Raw genomic sequence first — 14403 nt, 5'->3', positions numbered from 1 at the left:
TCCGGGGCAAGCTCAGCTCTCTGTATGGGCCTCTTGCTTGCCCCAGATTGAAATTCCACGTTCATCCAATCCGGTAAACACTAGTGTTTGAATGCCTTTCTCCCAATCCCATGAAGGAAGCAGTTGAACACTCCAATTACGCCCTTCGCCTTCTTGAACATCATTCCAGGTGAGGCTCAGCGTCCGCTGTCCGTCAAATGTCCATGTCCCCTTGCCACGCCTGCCTTCCAGATTCCCACTCGGATGTAAGGTAAGAGGGTCGGACTCTACCATTCCATCGATAAACGGATCAATCTCAATACGTTCCCATTCTCCGGCAATCAGCGCTTCCGGGATGTCCTGCTCCTTCTCTCCGGCATATCTCTCCGGCGAAACGACTGGCCATCCGTCCTCTGTCCATAAAATTTTGCGGATGTGAAGGTATGACCAATGTTTATCTACCTCTCCACGGGCATGGTGAACGATATAATAATCGTCACCATCCTTAAGAACGGAATTGTGGCCAGGCGCAATCCATCCCTCATCCTCGCCGAATTTATAACCGCCGAGAATTTTATTGCCGACCTCATATTGCGGCTCGAACTCCGTATCTGTCATTTCCCGGCCATTATAATCGACATAAGGCCCTGTAATGCTGTCTGAACGGGCGACTCGCACGTTATAATCTTCGAATAAAGAGTCATAGGAGACGAACAAAAAATATTTCTTGAATTTCTCGTTATAGATAATATATGGACCCTCAACCGCTCCATCCTCGGTGATAGGATCTCGCACAGCTAATGTCTTTCCGAATCCTTCTTCGATCGGTTTTCCTGTAGAGGGATCAAGCTCCATGATATGAATTCCTCCGAAGAAAGAACCATAGACCATCCACATGCGCCCTTCGGCGTCCGTAATAATGTTGGGATCGATGGCGTTCAGCACATCCTCGCTTCTCGTTTTAAGCACAGCCCCTTGATCCGCCCAAGGCCCTTCTATCGATTTAGAGGTGGCCATGCCAATCATGGATTGCCTGCTGCCAAACGTGGAAGCGGAATAATAGAGCCGATATTCGTCACCGTGCTTTACGACATCGGGTGCCCATAGATTGACCGCGCCAGACCAAGCTCCCGCTTCTTCCGGAATACCTGGCAGAGCATAGTCGACCCACTGCCAGTGAACAAGATCCTTGGATTTGCGAACCATCACCCCTGGCCTTGGCTCGCCCCCGACCTTCACATCCGTCGAGAATACATAGTAGCCGTCATCTGTCTTAATAATGCCTGGATCATGGGCATTATTGATCGTCCATTTCTCCTCAGCGTGAAGCACAGACGTATCGTACATTGCCGTTGCATCCGGGGGATCGGGAAATGTCGGATGCGGCGTCCCCTTTCCAGCACAGCCCATTGCGCCGACAAGCAATAATATGGACATTCCTAGCAGCACCGCCTTTTTTGGAAATTTCATATGAATACACCGCCTTGCAGCCCCGCTTATCCTTTGACTCCAGAAATCGCGACAGACTCGATAATTTGTTTCTGGAACACGAGGAAGATGATCAACACCGGCAGCAGAGCGATAACGGAAGCCGCCATGATAAGCGGGTAATCCGTCTGTATGGCATACGTTGCATTAAAGTTGGCTATCACAAGCTGCAACGTCATTTTTTCCGGAGAGCTCAAATAAATAATAGGTGCCAAATAATCATTCCATATTCCCATAAACCATAAAATAAGCTGAGCGGCCACAGCCGGCTTAATCAGCGGAAACGTGATGACCGAGAACAGTCGGAAGTAAGAGCTGCCATCTATTTTGGCCGCTTCAATAACCTCATTCGGGATACTGATCAAATATTGTCGCAAGAAAAAAATCATAATGATGTTGCCAAATAAACCAGGGACGATAAGCGGAAGCAACGTATCAATCCAGCCCACTTTAGAGAACATCATAAATTGCGGAATCATCACCGCGGGATAAGGAATCATCATAGCCGACAGCAGCATAAGAAATATTTGATTCTTGCCTGGAAATCTAAGCTTAGCGAACGAGAATGCAGCCAGGCTTGAGGTGAATGTACCGACAACCGTGACCGAAACCGCTATAATTACGCTGTTCTTAATCCCGCTAAGGAGCGGGCCAGCTTCCCATATTTCTAAATATTTGCCCCACTGCGGATTGCTGGGTATCCACACCGGAGGCAAAGCAAATACGTCCATTTTTTGTTTAATAGAAGTAGATAGCATCCATAGGAGCGGTGCAATCATAAAGATGGCTCCGATCGCCAAGACGATGAAAATGATCGTGTTCGTCAGTTTGATTCTAGTCGAATGAGACATATTCATATTCTCTCCTTTCCCTCATGCTCAAATATCAAAGGATGATTTTTCGTTCATTTTGAATTGAATCAGGGTCACAATAAATATGAATACGCCCAGAACGACTGCCATGGAGGAGGCATAACCCATCTGCAGGTTACTAAAGGCCTTCTGCCAAATATAAAATACGACGGATGCCGACGAATATTCCGGCCCCCCTGTGGAAGTCATAATGTTGATTTCCGTAAAAATTTGCGATCCTCCGATAATGTTCGTTACTACGATAAAAAAGGTGACCGGTTTAACCATCGGCCAAGTAATATGACGGAAGGCGGCGAAGCCGTTAGCCCCGTCCAGTTCAGCCGCTTCATAATAGGAACGCGGAACGCTTTGCAGAGCGGCCAAATACAAGAGCATCGTGTAGCCAAGGCCTTTCCATACCGTCATCATAATGAGTGCAGGCTTGACCGTATGCTTGTTCATCAGCCAGTTAGGGCCTTTAATGCCGAACAACTCAAGGAATTGGTTCACTAGTCCATAGTCCCCGTTGAACGCCCAGCTCCACATAATCGAAATCGCTGCCAGCGAAGAAATGACCGGTACATAGTAAATAACCCGGAACGTTGTCGTTCCTGGGATGCCCCGATTTAGACCGAGGGCAAGCAGCAGCGCTAGTAGGATACCAATCGGAATTCCGATCATCATATATATCGTATTGAAGCTTGCCTTATGAAACAGCTCATCCGTGAGCAAATCCTTGAAGTTGCTTAGTCCAATGAAGTCCATTTGCCCCAGACCGTCCCAATCCGTAAACGAACCGTAAAATGAATACGCTACAGGGAACAAAGTAAATAGCAGAAAGCCCAGAACAGGAGGAGAAACATACAACAATCCATATAATTTTTCTTTTCGATAGAGATTTGATTTGGTTTTCATGCGGTTCACCTCTATTTCGGATGCCAGAATGAAAATGATGCTAGCCCCTTTGTATAGTAACCTCAGTGACTAACATCATTTTGCATACTGGATTAATACAATACTAAACTTGCAGATTCATTATTTATTCTTCGATTTTTGCTCCTGTTCAATCGCTTTATCCAGAAGCTTCTGCATCTTCGGCTGCTGCTGCTTCACATATTCCTCAGCCGTCATTTTACCGTCAATCACAGGTTGAATATCTGTAAAGAACAAGTTGTACCATTCGGCATTATAAGTGTAGTGACCCGGCAGCACTCGGCCATAATCTCCAACGATATCGAGGAACTCCTGTTTGTTTGCCGGTTTAGTCGAAGTATCCGCAGCCCACTCCTCAGCCATATCAATCAGGTTCGGAATTTGCACCTTGGCGTTGACCAGCATTTCCATGCCTTCTTTCGACGCCGTCAAATAGTTAACTAGTGCAACTGCCTCTTCTGGATACTTCGTTTTCTCCGAAACCCCGATTCCAAGCGATCCGATCCAAGTGGCCGATTTGCCTGTCGAACCCGCAGGGTAAGGCATTAGATCATATTCAAACGGAAGTCCTTCATAAGTACTCATATCCCAAGGTCCTACCGGGAAGAAAGCAAGCTCACCTTTCATCCAGCGTTGGTAGGTATCCAATGTTTGCGCATCTTCAGCGGAAGGCGTAATTTTATGAACATTTTGCATGTCAGCGAAGAACTGCAGCGCTTCCGCAAATTTCGGATCATCGATCGTTACTGTGGTTTTGGTCTCATCGATCCAGTCCGCATCGTTACTCCAGACTAAAGACTGCAATACCCAGTTCACGTTAAAGCCTGTCCCATATTGATCAATCTTTCCATCCCCATTAGTATCCTTCGTCAGCTTCTTATTGACTTCGATGAACTCATCCCAAGTCATCGGAACGTCATTGTCCGGGAAAGGAATTCCTTCTTTTTCAAACATCGTCTTGTTATATCCTAAAGCGAATGGACCAACGTCCTTCGGCATGCCATAAATATCGCCTTGTCCAGCCATTTCTCCATCGTAGCGGTATAAGTCCACACCGTATTTCCAAATGTTATCGAGATTAATGTCTTCGCTATAGTTCAGATAAGGCGTGAGGTTCCTAAGAATGCCGCTATTCACGTAAGCTTTCAAGTCGCCCGATTCAAAATAGAACACGTCAGGCACCTTATTACCCGTGATCGCTGCTTTCAGCTTCGTGGCATATTGGTCTGCTGCTGTAACGACCATTTTTACTTTGACGCCAGGATGATCCTCTTCAAATTTCTTGACGACTTCTGTATACGCTTTCTGCTCGTCGGTACCCCCACGGTACATAAATGTCAGTTCTTTCGTCTCAGTGGCTTTCCCGGAACCCCCGTTGCTGCTTCCTGCTTCACTGTTCTCTTTGCCTCCACAGGCCGCTAACACGGTAGAGAGGATGAAAATGAGCGAAACTAGCATAAACCAACTTTTTTTCTTGACCACCATAAACCCTCCTAATGAATATTGATTTAACACTATATGAAATATAAATGTTAATCCGCTGCCAGTTTTAATTAAACTTAAAATGGTTTTGTAAGACTTGAATGAATCCGCTTGCAAATATAAAATAACATATAGGAGAACGAATGTAAACAATAAAATCTAAATCTTTTTATAGTTTTATAAAATTAATTCCTTTTCGGGCTATAAATAGCCTATAACCATCGATTCACCCCCGTTATTTCGTTATTAGTTTTATATAAATATATAATACATAGAATTATTTTACTATCCTTTTTTATTCTGCAGGCGGTTTTTCTATAGCAATTGATAGCTCTTATTCGTTGTTTACATCAATTATTTATGCTTATGTAAAACAAAAAAAAGGAATTTGGATATTGAATTTAGGGAATATGAAGAAAAAGCACCTATCGGTGCTGTGAAAAAATCAGGAGATCAGCCATTCTTTTATTTTATTTTATAATTAGCCCTTCACCGCTCCAGCCGTCATTCCATCAATAAAATACTTTTGAAAAGCTACAAACAAAATGAAAATAGGAATAATCGAGAAAAACGAGCCGACGATTAATAAATCGTAATTATTCCCATAAGGCGTTAACAGCGTCTTAAGGCCAATCGGAAGCGTGTACTTCCCAGCATCGCTGAGCACCATAAACGGCCAAAGGAAATTGTTCCAGCTATTCATGCCATTTAAGATCGCCATAGCAGCAAAGGACGGTTTCATGACAGGCAAGATCAATCTCATGTAGATCCCATACTCCGAGGCGCCGTCTACCCTGCCTGCTGCAATGATCTCCTTGGGAACCCCTCTTAAATACTGCCGGAAGAAGAAGATCGTCGCAGCGCTGGCCACGCCGGGAAGCACAATTGCCGAATAAGAGTTCATAAGGCCGATTTTGTTCGTCAATGTATATAAAGGAAGGAGCAATATTTCAAACGGCACCATCATAATTAATAACACGCATAGAAACAGCAGGTTCTTCCCTCTGAATTCATAGGCCGAGAACCCGTAAGCCACAGTTGCGCTAACCAGTAGAGTCAGTACGACCTGAACGATCGTCAGCAGCAGCGAGTTAAAGAACCAGGTGAAATACGCATGGTTGCCGGTAAATAAATATATAAAATTATCAAAATTCATGACCGACAGGTCGAAGCTCAAGTTAAGCCCGTAGCGAATCAAATCCTCGCCAGGCTTGAAGGAAGCTATCGTAACCGCATAGAAAGGAATGAGAATCAAGGCACACAAACCTGCAAAAAATGCGAAGAGGATGATTTTGATCGAAATATCCCTGCTCATTCGTCAGTCCTCCTTCTTGAACATTCCAGAAAAGGCCAGCTGCGTCAGGTTGATGATCATCGTGATCGCCAGGAGCACAATGCCAACGGCCGCTGCGTACCCCAGATTGTTCTTCTCGATTCCTTGCCGGTACAAATAGCCGACGATCGTCAGTCCGATGTTCTTTGGCGAGTTATTGCCATTCCACAGCATCATGCTCTCGATAAACATCGCGAGGCCCGCATATATGCTGATCGTCAGCACATAGATTGTGGTAGGCTTTAATAGAGGCATCGTAATCCTCGTAAATTTCTGAAAGGGCGATGCTCCGTCAATCGAGGCGGCTTCATAGTATTCGTCGGGAATATTTTTGAGGCCTGCCAGGAAATAGAGCATATTAACCCCTGTCCATCTCCAGGTTGCTAGCGATACCAGGGCGACGAATCCGGTAACCTGCCCCTTTAGGAATTTGACGGGGCCGATCCCGAACCATCCTAGCACGCTGTTGATTAAAGAGCCTTCCATTTCTCCAAACATCAGCCTGAAGATCGTTCCCGCCACGACGACTGAGGTCAATGCGGGGAAGAAGAAGGAGGATTTGAAGAAATCTCTCCCCCACATGAATTTATTGTTGATGAGTACTGCAAACAGCATAGGAAAAGGTATTAGCACGGCTAAGGTAAGCACCATATATGTGGCGCTGTTCATTACAGCCTTGAGAAATACGCCGTCGCCCATCAGCTTCTCGTAATTGCTGAAGCCGACCCAGCTGGCTTCTTGTCCGAGCTGTATTTTCTGAAAGCTCATGCCGAAGGAGCTGGCCAGCGGATAAACCCAAAAGAATAAGAATACAGCGATAAAAGGCAGCACAAAAACGTAGGGAGCGACTTTTTGCGAGTAGAGAATTTTTTTAATCATCGCACTACTCCTTTATGAAATTGAGCGGAAGCTGCCCCTGTAAAGAGCAGCCCGCACGAATTGATGAATAAGCCAATGTAAATGCGAATGCTTGCGTTGCATAGTTGCGTATGAGGTGCAAGTGCAATTGCGATCACGTTTACAATAGCTTTGGCGATTGCTATTTCAATTCTTGTTCAATTTGCGCTTGAGCTGCATTTAGGGCTTCCTTTATATCTCTGCCGTCTTCAAATATTTCGTTAAATGTGATTGTACATAGAACATTGTTGATCGTTGGCGTCGCGGAAGTCGACTTGATCAGCTGGATTTCGCTCTTGATTTCGTTCAGGACATCAAAGGGATTATTCTGAAAATATTGCACGAACTGATTCTCTGGATTATGCGTGACGTCCTGCATGTCCCAGACGTCCATATTGACCGGATCGAAGCCAAGTGTATTCCAAATTTCCTGGTTGGCGTCCAGCGACAATTTCGCGAACGCCAGAAAATCCTTGGCCAATTGGACATCCTTGGCCTTCTTCGTCACTACCGTTCCCGTACCTCCGCCTCCCACAGAACGCGGCATTCCTTTCTCAATGACGGGAATCGGTGCGATTGCGATTTTGCCGGACAAGTCCTTCATATAGTTCGTATACCTCGACATTTGCCATAACGGCATAAAGGCGGCTGCATAGTTGCCTGCATTAAATTCGCCATAGGCTTCTTCCGTATCCGGCTGTCCTCCAGCAATCGTGGCAGTGACATTGTTGTCCTGCAAATCCTTTAGAATCTCCAGCCCCTTGACCATGGCTTCTGAATTAACGACAGGCTTGCCGGCATCATCCGTGAAATCGCTGCCTTGCTGCGCAAGCAGCATAGAGGCTTGCCAGGTTGCGCTTGTATCTGCGGTGCCCATATATTTTCCAGTCGCTTCATACACTTTAATGCCCGCTTGCTTGAAATCCTCCCAGGTCTCGATCGTCTTGTAGTCAACGTCGGCCTGCTCTAAAATTTCCGTATTGTAGAACGCGACCGAGGCGCCCACATGGGTAGGCACACCGTAATTCTGGCCGTCCTTGCTGTACAGATCGATCCTGGACTTCACGATGGTGTCACGATACGGATCGATCACATCATTCAAAGGTTCCAACTGGGGAGTCCCTGCCAGGAAATCCGGAAACTTGCCTAGCTCAATGTCTGCGATATCCGGGGCCCCAACCCCCGTCTGTACCGCAATCGATAGTTTATTATGCATGTCATCATAAGGCATTACTGTCACATTCAACTTGATTTGTCGATCCTGGTTGGCCTCGTTCCATTTTCCAAGCATCTTCTCAAAATGTTGACCGTGTAGCTCCACGAATGTCCAATAGGACAATTCCGTTGCCCCTTCGCCTGCCCCGCCGTCAAGAACCGTCGTTTCTCCTCCCGCGCTCTTGGACGATTGTCCGCATCCGAATAACATCAGCGTCATTGACATTACGACAAGCACAATAAACCATCTTTGCTTCATAGCTGACCTCCTTAAAAAATTAAGTTTTTAAGTGCAGATCATAGAAGTTAGGCAAGCATAAATACATTTATACATCCAACTAAATCCGGCGGTTACGGTTGCTTATGCCATGATCCAGTGGCTACGCTTTATTTCGGCATGGTTTTTGCATGGCAATCTGTGGGCTTGGTTAAGCCTTCTTTAGTCGTATGACGTTCCAGGAAGCCTTGGACAGACGGGTGTTCACGTAGCCGTCCTGGCTTGCGGCATCGCCCCGCGAATGCGGCTTCACTTTTTCCTCATTAGCAGTATTCACAGCCTTAAGATCATCATGCTCAAGTACAATATGCTCGATGACTCGGAAGCCCTCAAATCCGCGCACATCGCACTCCAACTCTAGCGCTTCCTCCAAATGACGGTTCACAGCGAAGATCGTCAGCTCTTCTTCCGCCTCGTTATATACGATGGCGCTGTCCAAATAAGGGACATCTGTATAATCCTGCGCATCATAAACCGGAGAGTCGACGACAGGCTGCAGTGAAGTGCCTCGGCCATAAATCGATGCATGCATGTAAGGATAGAAAATCGTCTGCTTCCAAGCTCTTCCGCCATTCTCGGTCATAATCGGCGCGATGACATTGACCAGCTGCGCCATACAAGCCATCTTCACCCGGTCGGCATGCCGCAAAAGTGTTATCAGCATACTGCCGACGAGCAGAGCGTCCTCGAAGTTATAAATGTCCTCCAACTGCGGCGGCCCTACAGTCCACGGCTCAATTTCCCGATCCGCTTGATTGGAGTGATACCAGACATTCCATTCGTCGAAGCTTAAATACATCGTTTTCTTGCTGCGTTTCTTGGCCTTGATGTAATCGCAGGTGGCGACGACAGTGCGGATGAAATGCTCCATATCCATCGAACGCGCAAGATAGTTGGCCGTGTCATTGTCTCTGTTGCCGTAGTATTGGTGCAGGGAGACAAAATCAGCCACATCGTAAGTATGATCCAGCGTAATCGCTTCCCACTCCGGAAAGGTCGGCATGGATGTAGCCGAGCTGCCGCAGGATACGAGCTCAATATCGGGATCGACAAGGCGCATCGCTTTAGCCGTTTCATAAGCTAAGCGGCCATATTCGACAGGTGTCTTCTGTCCGATTTGCCAGGGGCCGTCCATCTCGTTGCCAAGACACCAGGTCTTGACCTTATGCGGCTGCTCATATCCATGACTGCGGCGCAAATCGCTCCAGTAGCTGCCTTCGGGATGGTTGCAGTATTCCAGAAGGTTCCTGGCCGCGTCGACACCCCGAGTACCAAGGTTAACAGCCATCATCACTTCGGAGCCTACATCCTTCGCCCAGCTCATGAATTCATTCGTGCCTACCTCGTTCGGTTCAAGCGCTCGCCAGGCGAGATCAAGTCTCTTCGGCCGCTGATCCACCGGCCCTACCCCGTCTTCCCAGTTATAACCGGAAACGAAGTTTCCTCCCGGGTAGCGGATGATAGGCACATCCAGTTGCCGTACAAGCTCTTTCACATCTTGGCGAAACCCTAAATGATCTGCGGCGGAGTGGGACGGTTCATAAATCCCTCCATACACCGCTCGTCCTAAATGCTCAATGAAGGAACCGTAAATACGTTTGTCTACTTCTGAGATTTTGAATGCTTTGTCTACGACCATACGTGCCCGTTGGTTTGATGCTGACCTTGACGTTGTGGACAAGTTATTCACCTTCCGTTTCAATTAAACATAAAATGTTTTTATAATACTGTAATGAATCCGCTTGCAAATATAAAATAACATATAGAATTTGGAATGTAAATCATTTAACCTAAATCTTTTTATAATTATATGAAACTAATTTTGGATTTAGCAGAATATGACGTAGATTAGTATAACAACCCTTTAAATCTCCCTATTAATTTTATATAAATATATAATATATACGCTAAGATATTCGTATTTTTTAGCAATGAGAGGACAGCCGCGATGGTGGCGCGATGCGATGTTGTGGTGAATATCCATGCAGAATCCCCTGTCTATTATTCGATTGGTTGATTGACCGATATCATACAGTACAACACCACCAACAGGCGGCTGGCGACTAGCGGCCGGCGATTGGCGGATGGTGACTGGTGATTAGTGATTGGCGATTGGTTACTGGTGGCGGATGGCGGATGGCTGGTGATTGGTGGCGGATGGCTGGTGGCTGACACTTCCTCGCATAAGGCCGTATATAGTTATGAGATTGGACATTGGATACGATCGATCGTTGGACATAGTAGGCCATACTCGGTGTGGAATGAAGTTAGATGGCGAGACATAGCTTCGTGGCGGAATTGTTACTTTGTGATCGAAGGTAGCTTCGTGGCGGGATTGTTACTTTGTAATCGAAGGTAGCTTCGTGGCGGGATTGTTACTTTGTGGTTGAACCGCTTCGGGCGGGATTGGACTTCTGTCAAGAAAGTGGACACCTATTAAGTGAAAGTTTACGCCGTCTCCTTCTTGAATTGCGCAGCAAATTGAACCGGCGACACATAGCCGATTGAACTGTGGATTCGTTTGCGGTTGTAGAAAAATTCAATGTACCTGTAAATGGTCTCGTAAGCCTGTTGTTTGGTCTTGAACTTCGTTCTGTAGATGAGTTCTTTTTTCAAGATGCTGTGAAATGACTCGATACAAGCGTTATCATAGCAATTCCCTTTACGACTCATGCTAACCTTCATGGAATACGATTCCAGCTTGTCACGGTACTCCTTCGATGCGTACTGTGAACCGCGATCGGAATGGTGAAGCAATCCCTTACCTGGTTTTTTCGCATCATATGCGGCCTCTAGAGCATCTAAGACAAGTTCTGTTGTCATCCGGCCGTAAAGCCGCCAACCCACGATCTCGCGTGTGCACAGATCCATCAGACTAGCCAAGTACAGCCGTCCTTCTCGGCAGGGGATGTAGGTAATATCTGCCACCCACACTTTGTTCGGTTCAGATACGGCAAAGTTCTGGTTCAACTCATTGGGAGCAATGGGTGAGTCATGATTGGAATCGGTCGTCTGCACCTTAAATTTACGGGAGACACAAGAACGCAACCCCAGTTCTTTCATGTAGATGCTAACTGTGCGCTCCGCGATCTGGATACGCTCTTTCCACAGCATTCGGGTAATCTTAGGACTGCCGTAGCGTTCCCCGGAGTCATGAAAATGATACTTGACTCTCTCCAGAACCTTCGCCTTTCGAAGTTTCTGCTCGCTAGGCAATGCCTTTTGCCACTTGTAGAAGCCACTCCGAGACACTTGTAAAACCTTGCACATCTTCTCCACCGAAAACTCGGAGCGATGTTCTTCAATGAATTGGAATCTCAATTCCTTTCTTTGCTGAAGATGTGCAGCGCCTTTTTTAATATAGCGAGTTCTTCCTGGAGATCTTGATTTTCTCGCTCCTTCTCTTGATTCTCCAGTTCCTTTTTACGCAGTTGTTGTTCGAGTTGACGCACTCTCTCCGGTGTGACTAAAGATTCCAGCTGGATTTCATCGCGGTAAAGTGCTTTCCAGTTGTGCAACACACCCGCAGATATACCGAGTTCTTCGGCCAACTGCGGCATGGACTTACTTTGCTCTAAAATATACTTCACTGTCTGCTTCTTAAACTCTTCACTGTAACTATTACGTTCCATCCGGACATCTCTCCCTTAAGGATTATTATCTAGGTTCACTTAAGGACTGTCCACTTTTTATTCTAGTTGCAGATGAACTCGGACTAACTGACATATTCAGAAACTAGCTGTATTTAGTGCATCTATTTGGGTGTTAATAAGGTCATTTTTACAAACTAACTGCATTTCCCACATCTAGATTGTGCCTTAAATGTCTTACTCCTCCTAAACTCCCATTCTAAATACAGACAATACAGTTAGTTGTACATTCAGCGTAAAAATCGTCATTCTAGATGTATGAAATACAATTAGTATAAATTGGAATCGAGAGCCCTATTTATTCGAGTTAACCCTGTTTAAAATTAGCCAGTGACTTCAACAACGGAGATACTATTTCGCGCTTTTCTCCAACTTTTCTTTATAGGTTCTATTAAGCACTTGCACGATCAATAAGCCTTGTGACAGCAATAAGCCCCTGACCAAATTGGTCAAAGGCTTATTGAATAGAATATTAAAGAGGATTGTCGGCCGTATGGTCGGCAGCTATCTAAGTCATACAAAGCTTTCGATCAGCTGAGCTATTTACCGGAGTGCTTTAAGTGCTTCTCTTGAGCCGACAAGCACCCAAGCCTCCACAAGATCAAGCATCGTTATTCCCCCAACGGTCATACAGCCTACTCCTCATCGACCATGCAGTTTACTACTTCAATGCTACCTGGGCTAGCCCTTCAACATCATTTAGATTACTCCTCCAAAGCCACACAGCTACTGTGTCAACACCATACAGCCTACTCCCCAAGCCACACAGCCCGCTATCCTGCAACGCCGCTCAAACTACTTTAATGCCAAGCAAGCTGGCAAGGTTGCTCTCTCAGCGCTGCGAACTGCGAACCGCTGCTACTTCAACGCCACGCGGCTCCCCCAGACGGCTTCTCCGGCTTCGGAGAGCGCGGAGAAAATCACAACGTTCTGCAGCGTTCCCCCATCCCACTGACGCAGGAACACACCGCGAAATACGCTGCCGTCCAGCCTCAATTCCAGGCGATGGTCGCCGATGAAGCGCCATGTGCCCGTTTCGCTCCCGGTGACCTTGCCGTCAGCCGCAAGATGAATGAGCGAGGATGCCTTAACCTCCGCCGTAATGTTCTTGCCGTGGCGGACGAACTTGTAATCGCCGACGAGCTCCGCCGCATCATACGTTCCGATCGTCTCCCCGCTATAGCGGTGGGGCGCGACAACCGGCCAGCCCTCCTCGTTCATGAACATCTGATGGACGCGCACCTCGTGGCTCTCCCCCCGGTTCGGGAACCGGGTATGAAAGATCAAATAATACTTTCCAGTCGCTTCATCATAATACGCGGAATTATGCCCAGGAGATACATAGGCCGTCCCCACCCCAGGCGTCTCTCCTTCCACATAACCGAATTCCACATTGCCCATCAGCTTCACACCATAGGGCGCAATCGCCTCATCGTCAAAGAACGTTCCCGCCGGGCCGCCTACACCGGTCATGTCATGCCCCTCGGCATCCTCAAACGGGCCGTCCGGCGCTTTCGAGCGCACGACGCGAATATTGTAGCCCCCAATAGCATCAAGGCCGCCGTACGACAGGAACATATAGTAATAATCGGTCTCCGGGCTATACAGCATATAAGGCCCCTCGATTCGGCTATGGTTCGCACCAAGCAGCTTTTTGCCGTAGCCCTGATCTGGGTAAGGGAACCCGGTCTCGGGATCCATCTCCAAAATATAAATGCCCCCGGAATAAGAGCCGTACACCATCCACAGCTTATCTTCTTTATCAAAAAAAACGTGAGGATCCACGACGTTCGGATGAACGGTGGCATCGTACACTGTACCGTCCTCGCTCGGCTGCCCCCACATACCCGACTTGAGCATAATCCCCAAGTCTTTATACGGCCCTTCGACATCATCTGCAACCGCGACGCCCATCGCCGACAGCGGGGAATCCCCCTTGCAGGCGTTATAGTACATATAGAAGCGCCCATCCGGCAGTTGAATGACGTCTGGCGCCCAGAGTGTATTGCTCTGCGCCCATTCCAGCGTCTCCGCCAGTTCGGTAGTTACATTAGGAATCAAGGGATTTCCGTCGTGCACACCCGAAGCGATCTGCGTCCAATTCATGAAATCGGTCGTCTTCGCGGCCGCCAAATGGGAACCGAAGACATAATAAGTATCTTCCACCTTAATGACGGACGGATCATGAACCGATGCGTTTTTAAACTTTGGAGCTTCTTCGGCAGCCCGTTCCCCCGTCTCTGCCAGCATTTTTCCGCCTCCTTCAACAGTTCCTGGGGCAGCCCCTTCAGGCAAACC

General features: G+C 47.1%; 9 protein-coding genes and 1 pseudogene. All 10 read right to left on the bottom strand.

The genetic code is table 11. The features are described 5' to 3' along the window. Positions 1–12 precede the first annotated feature (12 nt). The 10 genes and pseudogenes from CZ379_RS12955 to CZ379_RS12910 all read right to left on the bottom strand — a co-directional run bounded on the left by CZ379_RS12955 (position 13) and on the right by CZ379_RS12910 (position 14355). Positions 13–1416, bottom strand: coding sequence for an arabinan endo-1,5-alpha-L-arabinosidase (locus CZ379_RS12955; RefSeq protein ID WP_110934359.1), 1404 nt, complete (start codon positions 1414–1416; stop codon positions 13–15). A 59-nt stretch (positions 1417–1475) separates the two neighbouring features. Next, the gene (locus tag CZ379_RS12950; protein WP_110931999.1) at positions 1476–2318 is read right to left on the bottom strand and encodes a carbohydrate ABC transporter permease; all 843 of its coding nucleotides are present in this window, start codon (positions 2316–2318) and stop codon (positions 1476–1478) included. Between the two features lie 27 nt (positions 2319–2345). Continuing rightward, a complete protein-coding gene (locus CZ379_RS12945) occupies positions 2346–3233 on the bottom strand; it encodes a carbohydrate ABC transporter permease (RefSeq protein WP_110931998.1) in 888 nt (295 codons plus the stop codon). Positions 3234–3353: 120 nt separating this feature from the next. Beyond that, positions 3354–4736, bottom strand: a complete 1383-nt coding sequence (locus CZ379_RS12940; protein WP_407668667.1) for an ABC transporter substrate-binding protein — start codon at positions 4734–4736, stop codon at positions 3354–3356. A gap of 478 nt (positions 4737–5214) precedes the next feature. Beyond that, a complete protein-coding gene (locus CZ379_RS12935; protein WP_110931997.1) occupies positions 5215–6048 on the bottom strand; it encodes a carbohydrate ABC transporter permease in 834 nt (277 codons plus the stop codon). Positions 6049–6051: 3 nt separating this feature from the next. Beyond that, the gene (locus tag CZ379_RS12930; protein WP_110931996.1) at positions 6052–6945 is read right to left on the bottom strand and encodes a carbohydrate ABC transporter permease; all 894 of its coding nucleotides are present in this window, start codon (positions 6943–6945) and stop codon (positions 6052–6054) included. Between the two features lie 160 nt (positions 6946–7105). After that, on the bottom strand, positions 7106–8437 hold the full coding sequence (locus CZ379_RS12925; protein ID WP_110931995.1) for an ABC transporter substrate-binding protein: 1332 nt from the start codon (positions 8435–8437) through the stop codon (positions 7106–7108). Positions 8438–8606: 169 nt separating this feature from the next. After that, entirely contained in the window at positions 8607–10094 is a 1488-nt protein-coding gene (arfA, locus tag CZ379_RS12920) for an arabinosylfuranosidase ArfA (protein WP_110931994.1), read from the bottom strand. Positions 10095–10903: 809 nt separating this feature from the next. Continuing rightward, positions 10904–12087 (bottom strand): annotated as a pseudogene (locus CZ379_RS12915) (IS3 family transposase). 876 nt (positions 12088–12963) lie between these two features. Next, complete coding sequence (locus CZ379_RS12910; protein WP_199925819.1) at positions 12964–14355, bottom strand: arabinan endo-1,5-alpha-L-arabinosidase AbnB; 1392 nt, start codon at positions 14353–14355, stop codon at positions 12964–12966. Between the last annotated feature and the right edge of the window lie 48 nt (positions 14356–14403).

It is taken from the genome of Paenibacillus bouchesdurhonensis (genome assembly GCF_900155685.1).
In the GTDB taxonomy this organism is placed as follows: Bacteria; Bacillota; Bacilli; order Paenibacillales; family Paenibacillaceae; genus Fontibacillus; species Fontibacillus bouchesdurhonensis.
The sequence above is the reverse complement of the archived record's forward strand: the minus strand, read 5'-3'. Positions and strand labels throughout refer to the sequence as shown.